Source organism: Alcanivorax sp. (assembly GCF_019431375.1).
Taxonomy (GTDB): domain Bacteria; phylum Pseudomonadota; class Gammaproteobacteria; order Pseudomonadales; family Alcanivoracaceae; genus Alcanivorax; species Alcanivorax jadensis_A.
Genome location: NZ_CP080267.1, coordinates 2,913,422 through 2,936,143, shown reverse-complemented (window position 1 = coordinate 2,936,143; position 22,722 = coordinate 2,913,422). Strand labels below are relative to the sequence as shown.

The 22,722-nt window shown below is 55.5% G+C and carries 18 protein-coding genes and 1 pseudogene; 9 read left to right on the top strand and 10 right to left on the bottom strand.

Annotated features, from left to right (window positions below; all coding sequences use genetic code 11):
* Window positions 1-74: 74 nt before the first annotated feature.
* The 6 genes from KZ772_RS13735 to KZ772_RS13710 all read right to left on the bottom strand — a co-directional run bounded on the left by KZ772_RS13735 (window position 75) and on the right by KZ772_RS13710 (window position 8,364).
* A complete protein-coding gene (locus KZ772_RS13735) occupies window positions 75-1,430 on the bottom strand; it encodes a wax ester/triacylglycerol synthase family O-acyltransferase (protein ID WP_290537094.1) in 1,356 nt (451 codons plus the stop codon).
* A 136-nt stretch (window positions 1,431-1,566) separates the two neighbouring features.
* The gene (locus KZ772_RS13730) at window positions 1,567-3,696 is read right to left on the bottom strand and encodes a hypothetical protein (protein WP_290537093.1); all 2,130 of its coding nucleotides are present in this window, start codon (window positions 3,694-3,696) and stop codon (window positions 1,567-1,569) included.
* A gap of 10 nt (window positions 3,697-3,706) precedes the next feature.
* Entirely contained in the window at window positions 3,707-5,065 is a 1,359-nt protein-coding gene (locus tag KZ772_RS13725) for a hypothetical protein (protein ID WP_290537092.1), read from the bottom strand.
* Window positions 5,049-5,699, bottom strand: coding sequence for a DUF6160 family protein (locus tag KZ772_RS13720; RefSeq protein WP_290537091.1), 651 nt, complete (start codon window positions 5,697-5,699; stop codon window positions 5,049-5,051). Before KZ772_RS13720 ends, KZ772_RS13725 begins: the two co-directional genes overlap by 17 nt.
* Window positions 5,699-7,099, bottom strand: coding sequence for a hypothetical protein (locus KZ772_RS13715; protein WP_290537090.1), 1,401 nt, complete (start codon window positions 7,097-7,099; stop codon window positions 5,699-5,701). The genes KZ772_RS13720 and KZ772_RS13715 overlap by 1 nt, the downstream gene beginning before the upstream one ends.
* Window positions 7,100-7,344: 245 nt before the next feature.
* Entirely contained in the window at window positions 7,345-8,364 is a 1,020-nt protein-coding gene (locus KZ772_RS13710) for an AraC family transcriptional regulator (protein ID WP_290537089.1), read from the bottom strand.
* A gap of 270 nt (window positions 8,365-8,634) precedes the next feature.
* Between KZ772_RS13710 and KZ772_RS13705 the strand changes: the two genes are divergently transcribed.
* Together KZ772_RS13705 and KZ772_RS13700 are read left to right on the top strand one after the other, a co-directional pair.
* Window positions 8,635-9,681 (top strand): alpha/beta fold hydrolase, encoded by a 1,047-nt coding sequence (locus KZ772_RS13705; RefSeq protein ID WP_290537088.1) that lies wholly within the window; start codon window positions 8,635-8,637, stop codon window positions 9,679-9,681.
* A gap of 27 nt (window positions 9,682-9,708) precedes the next feature.
* Complete coding sequence (locus tag KZ772_RS13700; protein ID WP_290537087.1) at window positions 9,709-9,996, top strand: hypothetical protein; 288 nt, start codon at window positions 9,709-9,711, stop codon at window positions 9,994-9,996.
* 96 nt (window positions 9,997-10,092) lie between these two features.
* On the opposite strand, the gene KZ772_RS13695 is transcribed toward KZ772_RS13700, so the two are convergent.
* Window positions 10,093-11,112 (bottom strand): AraC family transcriptional regulator, encoded by a 1,020-nt coding sequence (locus tag KZ772_RS13695; protein WP_290537086.1) that lies wholly within the window; start codon window positions 11,110-11,112, stop codon window positions 10,093-10,095.
* 192 nt (window positions 11,113-11,304) lie between these two features.
* Between KZ772_RS13695 and KZ772_RS13690 the strand changes: the two genes are divergently transcribed.
* From KZ772_RS13690 to thpD (KZ772_RS13675), 4 genes are all read left to right on the top strand, one after another.
* On the top strand, window positions 11,305-12,324 hold the full coding sequence (locus KZ772_RS13690; RefSeq protein WP_290537085.1) for a putative solute-binding protein: 1,020 nt from the start codon (window positions 11,305-11,307) through the stop codon (window positions 12,322-12,324).
* 71 nt (window positions 12,325-12,395) lie between these two features.
* The gene (locus KZ772_RS13685; protein WP_290537084.1) at window positions 12,396-13,544 is read left to right on the top strand and encodes an alkane 1-monooxygenase; all 1,149 of its coding nucleotides are present in this window, start codon (window positions 12,396-12,398) and stop codon (window positions 13,542-13,544) included.
* A gap of 315 nt (window positions 13,545-13,859) precedes the next feature.
* Window positions 13,860-14,792: an ectoine hydroxylase gene (gene thpD / locus KZ772_RS13680; protein WP_290537083.1), complete on the top strand. Its 933-nt coding sequence runs from the start codon at window positions 13,860-13,862 to the stop codon at window positions 14,790-14,792.
* A gap of 775 nt (window positions 14,793-15,567) precedes the next feature.
* On the top strand, window positions 15,568-16,500 hold the full coding sequence (thpD, locus tag KZ772_RS13675) for an ectoine hydroxylase (protein ID WP_290537082.1): 933 nt from the start codon (window positions 15,568-15,570) through the stop codon (window positions 16,498-16,500).
* Window positions 16,501-16,633: 133 nt separating this feature from the next.
* On the opposite strand, the gene mmsB is transcribed toward thpD (KZ772_RS13675), so the two are convergent.
* From mmsB to KZ772_RS13660, 3 genes and pseudogenes are all read right to left on the bottom strand, one after another.
* Window positions 16,634-17,521 carry a 3-hydroxyisobutyrate dehydrogenase gene (mmsB, locus tag KZ772_RS13670; protein ID WP_290537081.1) on the bottom strand — a complete coding sequence of 296 codons (888 nt, stop codon included), beginning with the start codon at window positions 17,519-17,521 and terminating at the stop codon, window positions 16,634-16,636.
* Between the two features lie 141 nt (window positions 17,522-17,662).
* Window positions 17,663-18,814 (bottom strand): acyl-CoA dehydrogenase family protein, encoded by a 1,152-nt coding sequence (locus tag KZ772_RS13665; RefSeq protein ID WP_290537080.1) that lies wholly within the window; start codon window positions 18,812-18,814, stop codon window positions 17,663-17,665.
* 178 nt (window positions 18,815-18,992) lie between these two features.
* A pseudogene (locus tag KZ772_RS13660) lies at window positions 18,993-20,515 on the bottom strand (CoA-acylating methylmalonate-semialdehyde dehydrogenase).
* Window positions 20,516-20,619: 104 nt separating this feature from the next.
* On the opposite strand from KZ772_RS13660, the gene KZ772_RS13655 reads away from it, so the two are divergent.
* The 3 genes from KZ772_RS13655 to KZ772_RS13645 all read left to right on the top strand — a co-directional run bounded on the left by KZ772_RS13655 (window position 20,620) and on the right by KZ772_RS13645 (window position 22,709).
* Entirely contained in the window at window positions 20,620-21,564 is a 945-nt protein-coding gene (locus KZ772_RS13655; RefSeq protein ID WP_290537079.1) for an AraC family ligand binding domain-containing protein, read from the top strand.
* Between the two features lie 126 nt (window positions 21,565-21,690).
* Window positions 21,691-22,170 (top strand): Hsp20 family protein, encoded by a 480-nt coding sequence (locus tag KZ772_RS13650; protein WP_290537078.1) that lies wholly within the window; start codon window positions 21,691-21,693, stop codon window positions 22,168-22,170.
* Window positions 22,167-22,709: an Hsp20/alpha crystallin family protein gene (locus KZ772_RS13645; protein ID WP_290537077.1), complete on the top strand. Its 543-nt coding sequence runs from the start codon at window positions 22,167-22,169 to the stop codon at window positions 22,707-22,709. Before KZ772_RS13650 ends, KZ772_RS13645 begins: the two co-directional genes overlap by 4 nt.
* Window positions 22,710-22,722 lie beyond the last annotated feature (13 nt).

Genomic DNA, 22,722 nt, shown 5'->3' with positions numbered 1-22,722 from the left:
ATCTTCGAACCAGAAACCAGCGCGCCACGCCGTTCCCGCGCCAGGAGGCCTGGCGGAGCCCAAAAGGAAAACGGCTATTCGATTTCCTGCAAACCGTTCTCCAGATATTGAAGCAGCCGTTGCAGGTGCGGCATGGTTCTCTGACAGCCGATCAATCCGAACTCAAGATTCTTGTCGTAGCTTGTCAGGGTGATATTCAGGGCCACGCCGTCCATGACGATGGATACCGGATAAATCCCTTCTATCTCAGCACCGTTCCAGTAACGCTTGCCGTTGGCACCCGGCACGTTGGAGACAACCAGATTGAACGCTTGCCAGGCCGGGTTTACCCCCAATGCCATATTCGTCCCATGCACTGTCATCATTGCTGATGTGTAGGCAAGACTTTCGGCTTGGTTCATTCTTGCAAACCGATCCTTGCTGTTTTGTACAGATCGCTGGATACAACCCAGCCTTTCTTTTGGGTCCGGCAGATGGGTTCCCAGATCAGCCAGTATCACCGCCACCTGATTCCCACCCTCCGAATCGTCTGTTCTCAACGACATGGGAACCATGGTGACAAGGGGCTTTTCAGGTAACGCATTCATATCTTGCAAATACTGACGTAGGGCAGAGCTGCACATTGCCAGGACAATATCGTTAACCGTTGCCCCATGTTTTTTGCCAGCGGCACGAATGCGATCCAGTGGCCAGGATTGCGCCGCAAAACGGCGGCTTCCCGAAATTCTCTGATTCAGTATTGTTTTGGGTGCCTGAAATACGGACACATAGTCAGCATCTTTCTTCCGTTTCCGGATAGCGCCGACCACTTCCGATACGACCTTGGTCGCGGAGCCGGCCATCTTGCGCATGCCATTGGCCTGCTCCACGATCTGGCGAACAGGGTCCAGCCGGGTTTCCACATCGTCCTGGCGGCTTTTTGGTTTGCGTGGCAGGGCCCATATGGGTTCTATTTCATCCTCGGCCCGGTGGGTTGTGCCTCTTTCAAGAAGACGCATGGCTGACACACCATCTACTAGCGCATGGTGGATTTTGGAGTAAACCGCAATGCGGCCTCCTTCCACCCCTTCGATGACGTAGAACTCCCAGAGCGGTTTATGCCTGTCCAGCAGGGCACTATGCAGCTTTGATACCAGCGCCAGCAATTCCCGCACTCTCCCTGGCTTCGGCAAAGCGAGGTGATAGACATGGGATTCCAGGTCGAATTCGTCGTCTTCCTTCCAGAACTGCACGCCCGCACGGGAAACCAGCTTCTGATTGAAGGGCGGAGAAGGCTGGTTGTATTCCATCGCCTTGCGAATCAATTCCTGAACATAATCCTCACCGGCCCCTTCGGGGGGAGTTGCCAGGAAAAGCCCGCCGACATGCATTGGCTGATTTCTTCTCTCCAATAGGAGAAATATCAGGTCTGTTGGGCTAACAGGCTTCATCGAACTCTCCTGAAAATTCACTTATTATTCTTCGCCCATGATGACTGGGGTCACCATGCATTTCCCAGAGTGTTTCGTTGGAAGTTTGTAGCTGAGCTATAAAAGAATACAGCCACCAATGTCTCTTGGCGCCATGTCATTGAGGAATGGCAAGCCTGATCTCGCTGTGCCAGACTCCTTCCGGGAAGGCTAATCTGCCAAAATCTTCGGTACCAAACCCTACTCTTCCAATCAGTGGGTTGCCTGCCGCCCCACCGAAATTGGCGCCGGCAGACTGGCCAAGATCGATATGATTTTTTACCGCTACCTCAGGGTTGCCACTCGTGGTGTTCTGGCCTGAAACCAGCGAAACACTCCCCTCCCGCCATGCAATCGAACCTTGCACCTGATCAATGAAGAATTGGGATTGGGGGCTGGAAATTTCACCGAACCGCATAAAGGCATTGCCATCGAAATTCAGCAACCCATTGAAGCCGATCGGGGCATCACCATTGGCACCAACGACAAGGGGGTTCAGGACGAAAATAAACTGGTCGGTAGAGAGATTAATGTCCGCCAGTGACAATTTGGTCAGCGCGGTGTAACTGAGATCACTCATGTCACCGCCGCCGAAAATGCCCCGGAAACGATAGTTCATGCGACTGTCTGACTGCAGCCACAACCCTCCCGGCAAGCCGGGGTAGGCGCTGTCTCCATCTGTGACCCGCAGATAAAGATCTCTTGCTGTCCAGATAATGTCTCCATTGACAAACCCGATGCCTTGATTGGTTGAACTATCCATAATCATGACATGGGTATTGCGCTCCCAGCCGGCTCCTGCCGTTTTCCTTACAGCAGGGTCTGCACTGTTCGCACGCCGCCAGGCATCAGGCGACTGCGCCACCAAAGAGATATCGGCCTGCAATCCCGTGGCACTTCCACCCGGCCCTTCGGGCCTTATGAAGATATCCGCGTCCAGCTTTCCATAGGTAAAGGCAACCCCCCAATCCAGCGGTGTCACAACACCTCCCGCCAGCGGGTCAACCACCTGAACCTGGGTGGGATAAGCCCTGAGGTGCGCATCGCGCAACAGCACGGCAAAGGCTGCATCCCCGTCACCGGGCGGATCACTGTCAATCCACTCTCCCCCCGCCGCCGCACAATTCATTAGAATGCCCGCCGTCGCCGCGCCAACACACAGCCCCTGAGGCCCGCTGCCGCCCTGAGCCACATCAAATATCAGGGGGAAGTTCAGCATCGGCCCGGACCCGGGACCCAGTTTTCTCCACCGGGTAAAACTGGCATGGGTTCGATTACCGCCGCCTTCACCCACAATCAGGGCAAAGTCGGAGTCCAGGTCGTTTTGAAAAAGCAAGTTCAAGCCCTGCGTGCGAGTACCCGTTACACTGCCATCGTAATCCTGGTAACTGTTTGCGCCTGATGAGTAGCTGCCATAACTAAAGCCGCCCCCTCCAATCACAACCTCTGGGTTGACCAGCCCACCGAGCCACCCCATATGGATCAGATGGCTCCGGCTACCGCGATCAAAATCTGACGGATTGCCTTTGTACGCTACATCAAAGCCAAGATTCATATTTGCGTAAGGGCTAGCGAACCTGAGGCCATCACTGGAAATACCTACCGTACCAGTTGACGGGTTATGCCCTCCCGCCGCGCCATTGGTAAAACCGTAATCGAACACCATGTTGGCGAGGCTTAATTCCGGGCTACCCGCTCCGCCTTGGCGATAAATCAGATCCCCTTCGCTTTGCAACTGAAAACTGGCGAAGTTTCCGCCTTGATTAAACAGGCCCCCGCGATTTTCCAGCGACAGACTGCCATTGGACAGCACCGCCAGCTGGCCCAGTGAGTTAGCCGTGGCATTCCAGTTAGCGGTATTGAATGTCATCGCGCCCAGTGTCAGCTTTACCGGAGTCGCTGCCGAGCCCCATGAGCTATATAGGCCAAGATAGGGGTTCCCTGACAGATCAGAGCCCACGTCCCACTGTTGCTCAATGCTCAGGGGGCCGCCCTCCCCAGCCAGTGACAGGTCATTGATAAGGGTGCAGGCGTGCTGATCCTCAATACCGCCGCTGCAACTGCCATTGTTGAGTCCGGCATCGTCAGTGATCCACTGGAGCTGGTTCGCTGAGATACCTGCAGGGCTATCCAGCGTCACCGTCAGTCCATCGGCGCCAGATATGCCGGACAGGCTTGCATCATCCAGCGACTCCATGGCTTGCGCTGAAAAAGACACCAGACAAAATAAGCCTGCATATAGACGCATCACCATTCCCTCAACAGAACATGGCACTGCCATGGCAGTTGCCAACCCTTGGCAGATCCACTTTGGGGGTCTCGATCAGCAGCCGGCCCTCTGGGCCCAACAGGCTAATCACGTCTCCCAGACTCAAATTACCAACGTCAAGTCGATTTGGCGGGTTGATGTTCAGAATCTTGGCTCCCGGCGCATTCAACCACCATCCGGTGTTTGCCGTCGGTGAGTACGCACTGCCACAACGGGATGTGGTTTGCCCGTAGGCGGGATTACAAATATCGAAAGGAATATTGGCAGGTGGTGTTGTCTTGCTGTAATTGGGCCAGGCCACTTTCTCCCGCTGCAACGAGATGAAAAAATTCTCAGTGTTCGGGGTCAGCAGGTAGTGCACCTGTTTGAGATCGACGATCAATTGGCCATAGCCTTCATCAACGATAGCATTGGCAACCAATTGTGCGGGACTGCAGACAAGAAAATTCCAGATCGTACAGCCAAGATCGATATTATCGACTTCCAGTCGCGCAGCCGCCACATGCAACTGCTGCATTCGCGTCCCCCCCGCCTCAACCAGAAAAGGAGTGGTGCTTGGATTACAGCCGTATTGGGAAGGATTCATCCGCCCAAAACAGGTATTCAGATCCGCGTTGATAAAGCCGGCCAGGCGAGCCCTGGCACGCATTGCCGCCGAAAGCTCCAGGGAAAGAAAGCCCGAGACACTGTTAATCCCTGAATGGCAGCCCACCACACCTGAACCGACGGTCGCATTGGGATTACAGGCAGCGCCTGTTTCCTGATTGGTCAGATTGCTCTCCAGGCCGGGGCCCACAAAACCCTCTGTCGGCTTTCCCACACCCGTATAGTCACGCCCGATGGACAGGGCACCGTTAATCTTCTGTCCCCCTATCTTTAGCCCAACCACTTCACGCAGGGTAGGACTGTCATCGTTCTTTATTGCCAACTCAATATAGGGTCGAATCAAATCGAAGGTGCTGTCGGGCCCATCCAGTGACGGAAAGTCACCTTCATTGTTGATTCCCATGAAACTCAAATAATCGATATCGATATCACATGCCGGCGATGTGGTGAGAAGATCATTGACCCCCCCACAGCCTAACTGGAATTTGGCCATGTTCAGATTCATGTCCATTTTCACATCAAGGCCCATTCGATAAAAATCGAAATTAGCTGACCCGTCGCCAGGTGCTCCCGTGAGTTCATTCGGCGCAATATGGTCAGAAATAAACAATCCTCCACTCTGCGCCACAACATCGCCTAATTCATTGTCACTAATAGGCTTAAGTGCACCAAGCGCCAACCCCGACACCAAAACGTTCGCGATAATAAATGCCACTTTGAACGGACTAGAAACCAAAGACATAAGCGTCTCCATCAAAGCGCATTCTGGCCGGCGCATTTAAACCCGTGCTATCCGAAAAACGGTAGCCCAGCACACTTCCTGTGGCGGCATCACGCATGTAACCCGGCGTACCCAGGGAATCGAATTCCAGAGCGACACGACCTACATTCATGAAGATGTTGAAATCGTTGTAAACACCAACATCCTTGTTGAGCGGATAAGACAACTTTAACGCGGCCAAACCCGCGGGATTGCAACCCTCCAGCAAGCAATCCGCATCATTACTGGTATCCGTACCATCCACTGACAAGAATCGTTCCGGATCGAAGTAGGCGGTATTGGCATCGCTCAAAGATCCACTTTCTATGCGGATATCATTAACTTCCATGGTGCCGTAATAATCCTTGAGCATCAGCCATACACCGTCATAGCTGGAAAATTCAATGCCCATTCGACAGGGATTGAGAAGGCCATCGCACGAAATGGGGTTATTGGATTCGTCGGTGTTATTACGCAACTTTAGTGTCAGCTGGACACTGTCCTGGCCTGTAACCGCTGATAATTCGCTATCGTCCATCGGCTTAAGCGTATCGGCGTTAGCCTTAAAACTTGACGAGACCATCAAAGCCATGAAAAGCAACACATGGTTTCCCATCAGCAAATCCCCGGCTGACAACTTTCAAGACGAAGCTGATTTATCATTAAGCCTTCAATGCGGGCAGACCCCAGGTTCGCGGTCCGGGTGCTGTAATAGAGGCTGTTATCCCCCCCCTGATTGGAAACCGGCCCCCCCGGCCCCAGCGGAATAGTGTAATAGCTGGTTCCATAGCTTCTGTTCGTGGTACTGACTGAACAGCTTCCACTGCCATTACAGTTATAATTCTGTGTCTTGTGCATGCTTGCCGTAGTGCCACGTTTATCGATGGTCACGGCACGATTCGCGAAGGCATTGAAGGAGCCGCAAGCGTCGCATGCTCGGAAGAAAATGCCATCTTCCGTTGAGTCGACGGCTTCCCTGGTCGCTCCCACAGGTTCACTCCAGCCTGCTGAAGCTGGGTACCAGTCACCATAACGAACATAACCGTGGGTCTGGCGATATTGTTCGCAACGTGCGTCAGTGCAGGGTTGATTCCAGTTCTGCACGGCCCAGCGCGCCGTTTCATAGCCACGGCTGTCGCCATTCAGGAAGCTGTAATGCGTTTGGTAGACATTTGGCTGATCAGGGATGCGTGTCAGTTCAAGGAAGAAATTGCCATTTGTGCCAACAGGCCCCAGCACAAACGCCTGATAATAGAGTTGTCCCAACGGAAGGAAGGCCTCTACATTTCGAAAATGAAGCCCCTCTCCTTGATCAAAAAAGGGTGGTGTACCAATAGTGTCACCACCAGCGTTTTCCTGAGCGACACTGAAGCGAAAGTCCCCTCGCAGATAGCTGTGGTAAAACATCGCGAAAGTTTCACGTGCCGGGTCCGTGAACTGAAACAGACGAAATACACTGCCGGCGGCATTGCCACGGATCAGCGTCTGGGTTTTTAATAGGCCGCCACCATTAGCGACACCGGTTCCCTGAGATAATGTCTGGGTAGCGGCATTGCGAGTAGCGCCAGCCTCAATCTCACCCCAGAAAGAAAAGGTATAATCTGGCTGCCGGGTCGGCGCGAGAAATTCATAGATAGACTTGTCCGGATTGGCGGAATCCGTGTTAACTGTCTCACCGCTGTAGTCTATGCCTTCAGGCGACCATGCCCGCATTGTGTAAGGGTTGTCGAATGGAGAGAACCATTCAATTTTTCCACCACGAGGACAACCTGACGAACCAGCATCGCAGGCAGTGCCATCCCAATGACTCCCAAGGCCGGACGCGCCACTGATATTGAGCCCATACCAACGCAGGTCGCCCCGACGCCAGCAGTTTGTGTTACCGGACACACTGCCATAACCTGAACAGTTTCCTGATGGCGAGCTACCAACCTGCTCAAAATAGCTGGTCGGTGACATCGAAAACATGAAATTGTCCAGAGCCACGGAAATACCCGCACCGCTGACATCAGACATTTCTTCTTCAGAGAGAGGGTGAAGTCCGGCTGTGGCAAAAGTCTGAAAGCATAGTGCAAGGAAAAAGGAAGCAACCCTTTTGCAAATCGGCATCGGCTTTGCCTACGTAACCATTCATTGTTATTTGTATATCTGCCGTAATTGTTATTTTTTTTAGACCATAGGAACATGGTTGATATCGCCACAGAAGCGGCAAAACTGGCAAAACCTGGCTCTGATAAAAAGGTAAGGCGGGAGGAGAAAGGCTAACGCTTAAAGGATTTTCGATATTCGTTTGGTGACACACCACTCCACTTCCGAAACCGACGCTGGAAAGCCCTGACATCAGAAAAACCAATCCGGTGGGCTATATCAGCAATATTTTCTTCGGATTTAGAGAGATACTCATACGCAAGCTGGCTGCGGATAGCATCTATCAACTCTTGCCAGCTATAGCCAGCGCTAGAGAGGCGCCTATCAAGGGTTCTTGGCGAAATACCCAGCCGCTCAGCAACGACCTCCCTGCGTGGTGATGTAGTACCGATAAGATCACGGATTTGAATTTTTATTCTGTCGATAAACGTTTGCTGTATTTTTTGATCTTCAAGCTGCTGGTCGGCCAGCTTGCTTGCTATTTCCATACTATATTTCCCATAGCCATTCACATAACCGGCCATCTTTTTTGCATCAAATCTTGCCCCATTAAAGCTTGCCCCAAATTGAATAGGGCAGCGAAAATATTCAAGCAATGACTTTTCCATATGTTTCGATGTTGGTGCATGCTCAAAGTAGAGGCATTCGGGCGAGAAAGAGGGAAACATGAATTTTGCGGCCTTGATAATCAAGGCGGCTACGGATTCGATCCAGTGCCGCCTTACCACCGCATTTTTGTGCGCGAGAAGACCGATAAAAAGCTTGTCATTGTCATCTTCTCTGATCTCTACACCCCCAGCGTTTCCCACAACCATAGGCGCGTACCTGGCGGCCATTCTAAACCCATCCTCAAGGCTGTCCGCACTTAGAACAACCATTGATAGCGAGCCATAAAGCGCTGGCATAATCTGTTGTCCGATGTGCAACCCCAACAGTTCATCCCCGGAAACCAGAATCAGCTCAAGCATGAAATTTTCAAACGTCGAAAGCGGTATTTTTCTTCCCAGATCCCCCAGACACAAAGGATCAAGATCGCACCGCTTCATAATATCAAGTGAAGGAAGACCCAGCCTCGCGGCACCATGCGCCCATTGAGATAATGCGATTCCGGTGACAAAAGTCTCTTCGGTCATAGCTTTCAAGCACCGCTCAAAGGTATTCAGGTAGCCATCGACACAATCTTTTCCGAATGGCCGATAAACATTGAGATATTCTTGTTTTCACACAGTATACAATGCCAACTTTGGCTCACAATGACATGGTTGCGGCTTTTTGTGTCCCTATTGCGGCAAATATTGCCACCGCAAGTCATTCCTATTCGATTATTAGACATCAAGAGCTAGAATTTGTGACTATTCCTCGTTAATGCATGACTACGCAGAAAAACAAAAAGACTATTCATAATGAAAAAAGCCTCACTGTTCACTGTCGCACCCATGTTGGCGCTGATTGGTTGCACGTCTCTGCCGCAAAAGAATCCCGCCCCGGACTTTTATCTGGCTTACCCTGGTGCCAGTGATACAAAAGTACTCGAAACCCATGATGGCCTGAAACTCTATGGCCAATGGTGGGAACCTGCCGAGACCCAACCTCGTGCAATTGTCCTTCTCCTCCATGGTACGGCCGCTCACACCGGCGTCTATGCTCCATGGGCCAATCACCTTGTTGATCATGGCTACGCCATGTTCGCTTTCGACATGCGAGGCTGGGGTCAGTCTCAAGGGTTTGGTCGTGCCGGCTATACCAGCGCTCCGGACGATTACCTCGGTGATGTGTCACTGGCCTATGAAGAGGTACGCCGACGCTACCCTGATGTTCCAGTATATCTCCAGGGAGAATCGCTTGGCGCAGCCGTCGCCCTGCAATGGGATATTCGTGGCAACGACAGCACCGATGGGTTGATACTCAATGCACCACCGGTAGTGATTAATCTGAAGATAGCCCCTCTCCCCCAGCCTGACTGGTTAGCCAATGGCTTCGCCTGGCATGCAGGTCTTATTGGTCGCCTGTTCCCCAATGCTCCTATCTACTCCATGGGAGGGAGAACAGGAAAATGGATGTGGCGTCGCGCCATCTTTGATGAATGGTCTCGAGAGTGGGTTGCTAACGAAGTCAACATGACACATTCCGCCATTGCGGCAAGCTACGTTACCAATTTACAGAAAATGTCAGCTGAGATCCGAAGCAATTTTGACAAGATCGACAAACCAATGATTGTTCTTCAAGGCGGTGAAGATAACCTGGTTTCTCACAAAGCGGCGAAGAGATTGATTGAAGAAACGCCATCCAGCGAGATGAAAAAGTGGCATTTTTATGAGGATGCCTCTCATTGCGCACTCCACGATAGCAACAAGGAAGACGTCTGGGATGATATTATTGATTGGTTGGATATTATGACCGAGTCAGAATCATCTCGTTTCGTTGAGCCCCAAAAAGTGAGTGCTCTTTAGATAATAAAAAATATTTCGGAATTAATCATGAGAATCTTTCTTTCATCAATATTGTCGATTATAGCTTTCAGTGGCTGCTCATCGTCAGTTCGGCCGCCATACTCAAACACGGATGATGTTACAAATGAAATGATTGATCAGGCACGCTCTCTGAATCTTGCAATCTCTTCCGAAAGCACGCCGGTCTTGGCTAAAAGCCTTTCTCAAGCAAAATCCTTCTGTCAGATGGGCGATAAAGATCTTAAAGTGGAGGTGCGCAGTATGAAGCGGGATGCGATTGAGGTTCCTGTTATTCACTTACGCTGCAAACCTTGAAATCATTCCACCGCTTATAGGATGAATACCTTTCCTGCCGAAATATAAGACATCATTTAATCTATTATCAGAGCGGCAACATGGTCACGATTTTTACTATCTGGCTACGTCGTTATTACGATAAAACGACGGCGCCACACCGGTCCAGCGCTTGAAGGCACGGCGGAAGTTGGCAGTGTCACAATAACCCAATGTATAGGCCAATTCCTGAATGGTTATCTCCTGGCTTTTCAGATATTCCAAGGCCAGTGATTGGCGCACTTCATCCAGAATTTCCTGAAACGAGGTTCCTTCATCAAGCAACCGGCGGTGCAAGGTTCTTGGGGTCATGTGAAGAATGCGAGCAGTAATGGGGAGAGAGGGAAAGTTCACCTGCTTTGCCAGCATTAACCGGCGCACCCGAGCCGACACAGAGGCATCCGACACCAGGTTCTGCAATTCCCGCTCGCAGAGCTTTTCCGCATGCTCGAAGGCGGCCGGGTCCGCGGTTCTCAGTGGCTGGTCCACCACCTCCAGCGGCAAGGACAGGCCAGTCCAGCCCTGGTTATAACGTACCGGACAGCGGAACTGGGACCGCAGCAGCTCCCGGTCGAAGGCTTCGGCAAAGGTAAAGCTGGCCTGGGCCACTTGGCAGTTGCCCAGGGTAATGAAGTCGAGCACGTTCTTTACCGCAACCACTACGGCGCCCAGCAGGAAGGGCCCCACATCACCCAGCGGCAGCAATTCCCGGATCTGCAGGTTCAGGTAGTTGCCTTCCACCTGATGGCTGACCATGACTAGGTTGATGCGCAGAGGAATGAAACGCTCCAGCAATTCCACCACCTGGCGCACAGAGCCACTGTTCATGGCCGCATAGCCAACCATGCCGTGATTGTTGATGCGTAGCCGATCACCCACCATCAGGCCCAGGGCCGGCTCTCCGGTGATCGCTTCCGCTTCCAGAAACAGGGCACGGACCACTTCCCAGGGAACGCTGGCATCGGCTTGCTCAAGATCGGCCAGCGACAGGTCATGGGCCGCCAGCCAGGGGGCAACGTCGATCCCCATCTCGGTCAGCTGGTCTGCCACCTGGCGGAGATAGTTGATGGAGAGTTCCCATTCCATCGGCTGGTTCATGACCGGCAATACCTGAAAATTCGCATTGTCAAAAAATGACCCCCATCTGTCTACAGACAACCTACCCCAGCACCGGACGCATATCTAGCATCGATCTCCACGGTTCGAACCCCGAGTACTACAAACGAACAGGAAGGCAACAAACCACAAAAAAACCTTACTGATGGGTTGCCTTTCACCAGGGAGAGCGTCATGCCATATGCAAAACAATTAATTATTTTTTTCGTAATTTCCATGTCACTGGTTACCAACAGCGCCCATGCCAGCATCAGCAACAAACGCACGCTTTGTGTGTTCGACCTTGTCGGTGCCAACGGCGATTTCTACGGCATCATGAAGGACTTCAAGACCGCCGCTCTCGGCTGGGGCGTGGACATTGAGCTGAAGCCGTATACCGACGAGAAGATCGCCGCCGAAGATCTGAAAGCGAAGCAATGTGATGGCGCTTTGCTTACTGGCATCCGCGGCCGTCAATTCATCAGCTATACCGGCAGCATGGATTCTATCGGTGCCATCCCCGACTACGATGCCATGCGCATGGTGGTGTCGATCCTGGCTAGCGGTAACCCCAAGGTGAACCCGCACCTGGTGTCCGGCCCCTATGAGTTCGGCGGCCTGGTGCCCATGGGCGCGGCGTATCTGTTCGTGAAAGACAACAGCATCGATACGGTGGAAGAGCTGGCGGGCAAATCCATTGCGGTGCTGGAATACGATGTGGCCGAGGCGAATATGGCCAAGCGTGTGGGCATGTCGCCGGTGATGTCGGATATCACCAATTTCTCCACTCGTTTCAACAACGGTTCCGTGGATACCTGCTTCGCACCCATCTTCGGTTATTCCGCCCTGGAACTGTACAAGGGCATGCAGCCGGACGGCGGCATTATTGACCTGGTGCTCGGCCAGTTGAGCGCACAGTTGATTCTTCGCAAGGATCTTTTTCCCACGGATTTTGCCGATCAGTCCCGCAAGTATCTGGCTGGCCAGTTTGATCGCGCCATGCGCATCATCAACAACGCAGACGGCGAAGTGAATGAAAAGTGGTGGATCAATATTTCTGATGCGGAAACCACCCGTTACGACGAGATGTTTCGTCAGGCCCGTATCGATCTGGCCAACCAGGGCGTTTACAACAAGGACATGATGAGCCTGCTGCGCAAAGTGCGCTGCAAGGGCAATCCGTCCCGTGCCGAATGCGTCAATCCCGTCGAGTGATCTGATCGAATATTTCTTTTCTTTCAACGTCATCTTGCAGTGATCTGCACAGCATTATGAGAGGCATTATCATGTTGGAAAAAATCAATCCCGATACCTTGTTGCGTTTGAAAAAGTGGGGCTACCTGGCCTGCTGGATGCTCTTTCTTCCCATGGTGCCGTTTTCCGCGCTGGTGGGTCGTGAGCAGGGCACCCAGAATATATGGGCCTGGATGATCCTGGCGGTGTTCTTCATTCTGGTGCCGGTAGTGGATTACCTGGTCGGCAAGGACCCGGTGAACCCGGATGAAGAAAAACAGGTTCCCGAACTGTCCCAGGACAAGAGCTACCGCGCCCTGCCCCTGCTACTGGCCGTGGCCTGGCTGGGCCTGCTGTTCTATGCTGGCCATGTGTTCGTCAGCAATGACTATTCCTGGGCCGGCATGCTTGGCTGGATCATGTCCATTGGTTTGCTGGGCGGCATGATTGCCATCAACCTGGGCCACGAGTTGATTCACAAGGACCCGAAAGTGGAAAACTGGATGGGCGGCCTGCTGTTGTCGTCGGTGACCTACGGCGGCTTCAAGGTGGAGCATGTGCGTGGCCACCATGTGCATGTGTCCACCCCGGATGATGCCTCTTCCAGCCGCTATAACCAGTCTCTGTATGATTTTCTGCCCAAGGCGTTCGTGCGTAACTTCAAGAATGCGTGGAAACTGGAAAAGCAGTATCTGGAACGCAAGGGCAAGAATAACATCAGCATCCATAACGAGCTGATCTGGTGGTACGGCATCTCCTTCCTGTTCGCCGTGGCCTTCGGTGTACTGTGGGGCTGGCAGGGTGTGCTGTTCTTTGTCGGCCAGAGTTTCTTTGCGGCGCTGGCGCTGGAGATCGTCAACTACATCGAGCACTACGGCCTGCATCGTCGCCAGCTACAAACCGGTCGCTATGAGCGGGTTACCCCGGCACACAGCTGGAACTCGAATTTCCTGGTGACCAATCTGGTGCTGTTCCAGCTGCAACGCCACAGCGACCATCACGCCTACGCCAAGCGTCGTTACCAGGTACTGCGCCACTATGACGAGAGCCCGCAGCTGCCCGCCGGTTATTCCGCCATGATGCTGCTGGCCATGGTACCTCCACTGTGGAAAAGCGTGATGAACCCGCGGGTGGAAGCCTACTATCAGGGTGAGCTGGACCAGTTGTTCCGCGAAGGTCCGCGCATCAACAATATTGCCTGACCATGACACCGGTGAGCGGCCATGTGCTGCTCACCGGATGCCTTTGCAGGCGTGAGGCATGGATAGCGCGATACTGTCCGACCAGATCACCGCCCGCTCTTGAAAATTCACGCCTAATCCTTATCTTCACCGTCGCCGGCGATTCCGCCGGTCACTTGAATAACGGACCTGACCCGACACACCGACAGCCAGTGGCTCTGCCTCTTGGTCTGACGGCGGCTGTGCGCCTGTCTGGTCCATGACTGGAGATGTGTAACGTAGACGGCTTATTGCAGGCTGTTTCTGAACTGTGGATTAGATCGCGGAGGTGATTTGATGTCAGCGCAGAATCTGACTTGCCCGGCCCCGATGCAGGCCGACCCCTACCCCACCCGGCTGCAGCAGCACCCGGAACAACCCTGGCGCGAGCGCCGGGAGCACACGGTAAAAGGCCGCCACCTGCCCGGCCCACTGACCGAACAACAACTTGATCGTTTTGACAAAAATGGCTTTCTTTTCGAACCCGGTTTTCTGGCGCCTGACGAGGTGGCCACGCTGACCGAGGCAATGAGCGAGCTGCTCAATCGAGAGGACTACCGGGACAAACCCTTCACGATCACCGAACCGGGTAGTCAGGATATAAGGTCTGTGTTTGCCGTACATTTTCTGCACCGGGCATTCCAGCGCCTGGCCCGCGATCCACGCCTTACCCAACGGGTGGAGCAGATCCTCGGTGGTGGGCACTATGTGCACCAGTCCCGTATCAATTACAAGCCGGGCTTCAAGGGCAAGGGATTCAACTGGCATTCCGATTTTGAAACCTGGCATGCGGAAGACGGCATGCCGGCTATGCATGCGGTGAGTGCTTCCATTATTCTGACTGACAATCACCCCTTCAACGGACCGCTGATGCTAATCCCCGGGTCCCACAAACACTTTATTCCCTGTGTGGGGCCCACGCCGGACGAGCATCACAAGCAATCACTGAAAACCCAGCAGATCGGTGTGCCGTCAGAACAAGCGCTGACAAAAATGATAGACCGCTATGGCATCGAGGCCCCCACCGGACCGGCGGGCAGCCTACTGCTGTTTGACTGCAACACCCTTCACGGCTCCAACGCCAACATGTCACCGGACCCGCGCAGCAATGTGTTCTTCGTGTTCAATCGGCGTGACAACGCCTGTGTGGAACCTTTTGCGGCGAAGAAACGGCGCCCGCGGTTTCTTGGGCATGAGCCGGATCGGCTTTGGCAAGAAGATGACAGTTAACAGTGAATAGTGAACAGTTAACAGCGAAAACAAAAAAGGCCGCACCCGGATTTGGGCGCGGCCTTTATCATTTCAACTAGAGTGACGCTCTCGCGCGCGCTGTTAACTGTTAACTCTTAACTGCCCTACTCCTTGTGGCGAAAAAATCGCTGGATACTGGAAAAGTCTTTCTCGGAGTAGCCATGGTTTCCATGGGCTGCATAGAGGGATTTGGCCAGATTGCCCATGGGTGCCCATGGGGATTGGGTGCTGAGGGCGGCTTGCAGGCAGGGCCAGGCCCAGGTCCTTGTTCATCAGCTTCACTGCGAAGCCGCCTTCGTAGTCTTTGGATGACGGGACGTTTTCCATGACGCCGGGCCAGGGGTGGAAAAGCGTGATGAACCCGCGGGTGGAAGCCTACTATCAGGGTGAGCTGGACCAGTTGTTCCGCGAAGGTCCGCGCATCAACAATATTGCCTGACCATGACACCGGTGAGCGGCCATGTGCTGCTCACCGGATGCCTTTGCAGGCGTGAGGCATGGATAGCGCGATACTGTCCGACCAGATCACCGCCCGCTCTTGAAAATTCACGCCTAATCCTTATCTTCACCGTCGCCGGCGATTCCGCCGGTCACTTGAATAACGGACCTGACCCGACACACCGACAGCCAGTGGCTCTGCCTCTTGGTCTGACGGCGGCTGTGCGCCTGTCTGGTCCATGACTGGAGATGTGTAACGTAGACGGCTTATTGCAGGCTGTTTCTGAACTGTGGATTAGATCGCGGAGGTGATTTGATGTCAGCGCAGAATCTGACTTGCCCGGCCCCGATGCAGGCCGACCCCTACCCCACCCGGCTGCAGCAGCACCCGGAACAACCCTGGCGCGAGCGCCGGGAGCACACGGTAAAAGGCCGCCACCTGCCCGGCCCACTGACCGAACAACAACTTGATCGTTTTGACAAAAATGGCTTTCTTTTCGAACCCGGTTTTCTGGCGCCTGACGAGGTGGCCACGCTGACCGAGGCAATGAGCGAGCTGCTCAATCGAGAGGACTACCGGGACAAACCCTTCACGATCACCGAACCGGGTAGTCAGGATATAAGGTCTGTGTTTGCCGTACATTTTCTGCACCGGGCATTCCAGCGCCTGGCCCGCGATCCACGCCTTACCCAACGGGTGGAGCAGATCCTCGGTGGTGGGCACTATGTGCACCAGTCCCGTATCAATTACAAGCCGGGCTTCAAGGGCAAGGGATTCAACTGGCATTCCGATTTTGAAACCTGGCATGCGGAAGACGGCATGCCGGCCATGCATGCGGTGAGTGCCTCCATTATTCTGACTGACAATCACCCCTTCAACGGACCACTGATGCTGATCCCCGGGTCCCACAAACACTTTATTCCCTGTGTGGGGCCCACGCCGGACGAGCACCACAAGCAATCACTGAAAACCCAGCAGATCGGTGTGCCGTCAGAACAAGCGCTGACAGAAATGATAGACCGCTATGGCATCGAGGCCCCCACCGGCCCGGCGGGCAGCCTGCTGCTGTTTGACTGCAACACCCTTCACGGCTCCAACGCCAACATGTCACCGGACCCGCGCAGCAATGTGTTCTTCGTGTTCAACCGACGCGACAACACCTGTGTGGAACCTTTCGCGGCGAAGAAACGGCGCCCGCGGTTTCTGGCGCATGAACCGGATCGGCTTTGGCAAGCGGACGATAGTTAACAGTGAATAGTGAACAGTTAACAGCAAAAACAAAAAAAGGCCGCACCCGGATTTGGGCGCGGCCTTTTTCATTTCAGTTGGAGTGACGCTCTCTCGCGCGCTGTTAACTATTCACTGTTAACTGTTAACTGCTTTACTCCTTGTGGCGAAAAAATCGCTGGATACTGGAAAAGTCTTTCTCGGAGTAGCCATGGTTTCCATGGGCCGCATAGAGGCTTTTTGCCAGATTGCCCATGGGGGTAGCGGATTGGGTGCTGAGGGCGGCTTGCAGGGCCAGGCCCAGGTCCTTGTTCATCAGCTTCACTGCGAAGCCGCCTTCGTAGTCTTTGGAAGACGGGACGTTTTCCATGACGCCGGGCCAGGGGTTGTACTTGTCCAGGGACCAATTGTCGCCGGAGCTGGCTTTCATGATCTCGGAGAGGACTGCCGGGGCCAGGCCGTGGTCGGCGCCCATCTGCAGGGCTTCGGCAGTGCCGATCATGTGGATGGCCAGCAGCATGTTGTTGCAGATTTTTGCCAGTTGGCCGGCGCCGTTGTCACCGGCACGGAACACCTGGGCACCCATGCATTCCAGCACCGGGCGGGCCCGGTCGATGGCCTCTTCCTGGCCGCCACAGATAAAGGTGAGCGTGCCGGCCTTGGCACCGCCGACGCCGCCGGAGACCGGCGCATCGATCATCACCCTGCCCTGCTCACGAGCAATGGCGGCCACGTCGCGGGCGGTGTCTGCATCGATGGTGGAGCAGTCGATGATCAGGGCGCTTTTATCAATGTGTGGCAGTACACCGTTGTCGCCGAGATAAAGGCCGCGCACCGCGCCGGCGGAGGGCAGCATGCTGACAACCACTTCAGCGCCCTGCACCGCTTCGCTGGCACTGGCGGCTTCCTTGGCGCCGTCTTTCACGGCGGCCTGCAGTAGTTCCGGCACCAGATCAAAAGCCACCACCTCATGGCCGGCCTTGACCAGATTGGCCGCCATGGGCCCACCCATATGACCGACACCGAAGAATCCGATTTTCATGGTTGTCTCTCCCTGCCGCTTTCCCGAGCGGATATTCTTTTGCGTTTAGAGATGGGCCTGACGTCTGACGTCGGAAGTCTGACGCTAAACCCATTCAAGATTTTCTTGTCGTTCGACGTCAGACCTCCGACGTCCGACCCTTTACAGAAACGACAAATCTTTCAGCACATTGCGCGCGATAATCACGCGCATGATTTCATTGGTGCCTTCCAGAATCTGGTGCACCCGCGCATCGCGCACGTATCGCTCCAGCGGGTACTCAGTGATATAGCCATAGCCGCCATGCAGTTGCAGCGCCTGGTTGCAGACGTTGAAGCACAGGTCCGTGGCCAGGCGCTTGGCCATGGCGCACAGCATGCTCTTGTCGCCGTGATTCTGATCCAGTTTCCAGGCGGCCAGGCGCACCATCTGCTGGGCGGCCACCAGCTCTGTAGCCATGTCCGCCAGGGTGAATTGCACGGTCTGGAAATCACCGATGGCCTGGCCGAACTGTTTGCGTTCCTGCACGTATTGCTGGGCCTGGCGCAGGGCTGCCTGGGCGGCGCCCAGGGAACAGCTGGCGATATTGATGCGGCCACCATCCAGGCCGGCCATGGCGATACGAAAGCCCTGCCCTTCTTCACCGATCAGGCAGTCGGCGGAAATCCGTGCGTCTTCCAGAATCACCGCCCGGGTGGGTTGGCTTTTCCAGCCCATCTTGGCTTCGTTGCGGCCATAGCTGACGCCAGGGGCATCCGCCGGCACCGCAAAGCAGGAAATGCCACCGGCCCCGGGCCCGCCGGTGCGCGCCATCAACACCAGTACATCGGTATCGCCGGCCCCGGAGATAAACGCCTTGGCACCGTTCAACACATAATCATCGCCGTCTTTTTTGGCGGTGGTGCTCAACGAGGCCGCATCGGAACCGGCGCCCGGTTCGGTGAGGCAGTAGGACGCCAGTTTTTCACCACTCATCAGATCGGCCGCCCAGCGTGCCCGGATAACATCACTGCCAAAACGGGTGAGCATCCAGGTGGCCATGTTGTGGATGGTGATGAAGGCGGTGGTGGAGGTGCAGCCCTGGGAAAGTTGCTCAAAGATCAACGCCGCATCCAGGCGGCTGAGGCCCATGCCGCCGTGTGTTTCATCGCAGTACAGGGAACAAAAACCCAACTCACCGGCTTTGCGAATCGCTTCTTTGGGAAACACACTTTTTGCATCCCACTCGGCAGCAAACGGCGCCAGCTCTTTTTCAGAAAAATGACGCGCGGTTTCGCGGAAGGCGATTTGTTCTTCGCTAAAAGAAAAGTCCACGGATTGATCCTTTCAAGACCTTTTAGTCATTCAATACCCTTGCCGTAGGAGCGTAGCGCAGCGGAGCAACGCCTATAGGGCGGCCCCGAAGGGGTGAGCGCAGCGAATAACGTCGCTTGCGGCGCGATTACCTGACGCTGGAATCGCGCCGCAAGCGACGCTCCTACGGCAAATCCTGTCACCTTAAATTGATACTCATGTTCGGGCCGCCCGCCGGGATGTCTGAATCGAACCAGCGGCTGGTGACGGTTTTGGTTTCTGTGTAGAAACGCACCGCCTGTTTGCCGTAGGCGTGCTGGTCACCGTAGAACGAGCCTTTCCAGCCGGTGAAGCTGAAGAACGGTAGCGGTACCGGAATCGGCACATTGATGCCCACCTGCCCCACTTCCACTTCATGCTGGTATTTGCGCGCCGCGGCGCCACAGGCGGTGAAGATGGAGGTGCCGTTGCCGTAGGGACTGTTGTTGACCAGCTCCAGGGCGTCTTCCAGGGTATCCACGGTGACGCAGCAGAGTACCGGCCCGAAGATTTCTTCCCGGTAGATGGACATGTCCGGCGTCACATCGGAAAACAGGGTGGGCCCCACCCAGTTGCCATCCGGCAGGCCGTCCACGGTGCATTCGGAACCATCCAGCAAGCAGGTGGCACCCTCTTCCTTGCCCTGCTTGATCAGGGTGAGCACGCGCTGTTTCGCCTGGGGACTGATCTGCGGGCCGTAGGCGGCCTCGGGATCGTTCCAGGCGCCGGGGCGAATGTTGGCGAATTCGTCTTTCAGTTCATCGATCCAGGCTTTGGAATCGCCCACGAACACCGCCACGCTGATGGCCATGCAACGCTGGCCCGCCGCGCCACAGGAGGAGCCCACCAGACTGCTGATCACCTGTTCTTTTTTCGCATCCGGCATGATCACCATGTGGTTCTTGGCGCCGGCGAAACACTGGGCCCGTTTCAGATGATCGGTGGCGGTTCGGTACACGTGCTGGCCCACCGGCACCGAGCCCACGAAGGACACGGCCTTGATGTCGGGGTGAGTCAGCAGGGTATCCACCTGCTCCTTGCCACCATGAACCACCTTGCACCATGACAACCATGGACCACCTGCAGCAGCCCCGGCGCAGCACCGGCTTGCTGGAACAGCTCGGCCAGCCGGTTGGGGGTCATCGGGTCCTGCTCGGAGGGCTTGAGTACGAAGGTGTTACCGGCGGCGATGGCCAGCGGGAACATCCACAGCGGAATCATGGCCGGGAAGTTGAACGGGGTAATGCCCGCGCACACGCCCAGGGGCTGGGTCCAGGAGTGGCTGTCGATGTTGCGCGCCACGTTGCCTGCGGTCTCGCCCATCATCAGCGAGGCAATGTTGGCAGCCTGCTCGGCCACTTCGATACCGCGCCAGACATCGCCCTTGGCATCCTCGAAGGTCTTGCCGGTTTCCTGGCTGAGGATTTCGGCGATTTCTTCCTGGTGCTCCTTGAGCAGGGCCTGGTAGCGCAGCATCAGCCGTGCCCGTTCGGACACCGGCACTTCCTTCCAGTCGGCAAAGGCGGCCTTGGCGGTGGCGATGGCCTGCTCCATTTCGCCGGCGGTGGCCGCCGGGGCTTCGCACAGCACCTCCTGGGTGGCCGGGTTGGTTACCGGAATCCACTGGTCGGTCTGGCTGGCGACAAATTCGCCATTGATCAGCAAGGGCAGACGACGGGTCATGACAGCTCTCCACGCAAGTATTGTCGGTATACGTTTAGTTGTAGCACAGCGACTGACGGATAGAGATAGCCACTTTTGAGCAAAGATGGACTATATTGCGGTTTATGAACTCTTCAACGACAACCGATCAGCACCCGGCGGAAACCTCCCGCTGGCCCCTGCCCGCCAGCGGCCAGCGCACCGTGATCCCCCCGGCGGTGCTGGCCAACATGGCGGCCCATCCGCTGTGTCGCGGCTGCCTGCCCCACGGGGTCGGCTACTACCCCCATGCCGGCGGACACCGTATGCGCCGGGCCAGACCGGCGGACGACCTGCTGATTTACTGCGTCGCGGGGCAAGGCCTGTTGCAGGTCAACGGCCAGACATTGTCAGTGACCGCCGGTGACCTGTTGCTGTTGCCGGAGGGCCTGCCCCACCACTATCAGGCCGATGACAGCGATCCCTGGAGCATTTACTGGGTGCATCTGGGCGGCAATGAGGTCACGCAGTATTTTGACGAAATTGCCGGGGACAGCCCCGAGGCGAACCGGGTGACCGTGGGGGTGCATTCGCGTCTGGCGGAGGAATTTCAGGCATTGCTGGCCGCCGCCACCCGGGTGCAACCGGAACACCTGGTCTACGCCGCCAATCTGCTGCGCAGCCTGCTGGCCTTCGCGGCGCTGATGCGCCGCCAGCACACCACCCGCCATGCCTCCCTGGACATCAACCAGGTCAACAGCTACCTGCAGACCGCCCTCACCCGCCGCCTCAATCTGGACGAACTGGTCAGCGCCACCAGTGAATTGTCACGCTACCACTTTATCCGTGAATACAAACGCCAGACCGGGCAAACACCCATGCAGGCGTTTCAACGCATCAAGGTCAGCCATGCCTGCTATCTGCTGGATATCAGCGACGATACCCTGGCCCGGATTGCCGCCCGTCTGGGCTATGACGACCCCTATTATTTTTCGCGATTATTTAAAAAAGTGATGGGCGTTTCGCCCGGGCATTACCGCCGTGAACGGGGCCGTCTGCCTCTTGAAAATTCACCGGTTGACCCTATTTAAAAACTGGAAACCGACGCGGCTCCTTGCGGGCCAGCCCCGCAAGGGTGATGGGCCACACCCTGACGGGTGTCGCCCATTTGCCGAAATCGGCGTGACCATTTCGTATCGCTTTAAGGAGGATGTGTTATGGGTAAAGTCGACCTCTCCCCCCTGTACCGAAGCAGCATCGGGTTCGATCACCTGGGCTCGCTGCTGGATAATGCCCTGCGTGCCGAGCACAGCGAGCGGGAGCACCCGCCCTGCAATATCGAAGTGATCGGCGACAATCACTATCGCATTACCCTGGCAGTGCCCGGTTACCGGCACGACGAGCTGGAGATCCAAACTGCCGAGGGCACGCTGACCGTTCGAGGCAAACGCCAGGAAACCGATAAGGACAAGGGTCGCTATGTGCACCAGGGCATTCATTACTCACCCTTTGAACGGCGTTTCAGTCTGGCGGACTTTGTGGAGGTTCGTGGCGCCAGCCTGGATAACGGCCTGCTGCATATTCAGCTGGTCCGCGAAGTCCCGGACACCCTGAAACCCCGCCGCATCGACATCCATAGCGGGGATCAGGCGCCTGCCGCTGACGCCATTGAGCACAGCAAGGAGGTGTCATCATGAAATGGGACAAGCTCAAACCCTGGAACTGGTTCCGTCACGAAGAGGAGACGGAGCGTGGCTCTGTGCCGCTACCCGTGGAGCAGGGCACGTCATCTTCTGTGCCTGCGCCCACGGACCCCTTTGCCGCCTTCTGGAACAGCTGGCAAAGACAATTCGACCAGATGCTGCAGCACAGCTTCCGGTCCCTGCCCGGTATGCCAACGGCGGGCACGTTCCGCCCCAGCCTGGACCTGGCAGACGAAGGGGATCACTACCGCATCAGCCTGGAAGCCCCGGGCATGGACGCGGAGGACCTTTCTATCCGGGTGGACCGGGACCGGCTGATCATCGAAGGGGAAAAACAGCAGCAACACCCCGCCGGGGACACCGCCTACTATCGTGTGGAGCGCTATTATGGTGCCTTTCAGCGGGTGCTTTCCCTGCCGGAAGATGCAGATCCGGACCGCATTGATGCGTCACTGCGCGATGGCGTCCTGACGTTGACCATAGCACGGCACGAAGACCATCAACCTGCCCGGCAAATCCGCATAGAGCATTAAGGGGCAGACTTTT

Coding starts and splice junctions, on each gene's coding strand:
- KZ772_RS13735 (WP_290537094.1), bottom strand. CDS start 1,430: ATGAAGCCTGTTAGCCCAACAGACCTGATATTTCTCCTATTGGAGAGA.
- KZ772_RS13730 (WP_290537093.1), bottom strand. CDS start 3,696: ATGCGTCTATATGCAGGCTTATTTTGTCTGGTGTCTTTTTCAGCGCAA.
- KZ772_RS13725 (WP_290537092.1), bottom strand. CDS start 5,065: ATGTCTTTGGTTTCTAGTCCGTTCAAAGTGGCATTTATTATCGCGAAC.
- KZ772_RS13720 (WP_290537091.1), bottom strand. CDS start 5,699: ATGGGAAACCATGTGTTGCTTTTCATGGCTTTGATGGTCTCGTCAAGT.
- KZ772_RS13715 (WP_290537090.1), bottom strand. CDS start 7,099: ATGTCTGATGTCAGCGGTGCGGGTATTTCCGTGGCTCTGGACAATTTC.
- KZ772_RS13710 (WP_290537089.1), bottom strand. CDS start 8,364: ATGACCGAAGAGACTTTTGTCACCGGAATCGCATTATCTCAATGGGCG.
- KZ772_RS13705 (WP_290537088.1), top strand. CDS start 8,635: ATGAAAAAAGCCTCACTGTTCACTGTCGCACCCATGTTGGCGCTGATT.
- KZ772_RS13700 (WP_290537087.1), top strand. CDS start 9,709: ATGAGAATCTTTCTTTCATCAATATTGTCGATTATAGCTTTCAGTGGC.
- KZ772_RS13695 (WP_290537086.1), bottom strand. CDS start 11,112: ATGAACCAGCCGATGGAATGGGAACTCTCCATCAACTATCTCCGCCAG.
- KZ772_RS13690 (WP_290537085.1), top strand. CDS start 11,305: ATGCCATATGCAAAACAATTAATTATTTTTTTCGTAATTTCCATGTCA.
- KZ772_RS13685 (WP_290537084.1), top strand. CDS start 12,396: ATGTTGGAAAAAATCAATCCCGATACCTTGTTGCGTTTGAAAAAGTGG.
- thpD (WP_290537083.1), top strand. CDS start 13,860: ATGTCAGCGCAGAATCTGACTTGCCCGGCCCCGATGCAGGCCGACCCC.
- thpD (WP_290537082.1), top strand. CDS start 15,568: ATGTCAGCGCAGAATCTGACTTGCCCGGCCCCGATGCAGGCCGACCCC.
- mmsB (WP_290537081.1), bottom strand. CDS start 17,521: ATGAAAATCGGATTCTTCGGTGTCGGTCATATGGGTGGGCCCATGGCG.
- KZ772_RS13655 (WP_290537079.1), top strand. CDS start 20,620: ATGAACTCTTCAACGACAACCGATCAGCACCCGGCGGAAACCTCCCGC.
- KZ772_RS13650 (WP_290537078.1), top strand. CDS start 21,691: ATGGGTAAAGTCGACCTCTCCCCCCTGTACCGAAGCAGCATCGGGTTC.
- KZ772_RS13645 (WP_290537077.1), top strand. CDS start 22,167: ATGAAATGGGACAAGCTCAAACCCTGGAACTGGTTCCGTCACGAAGAG.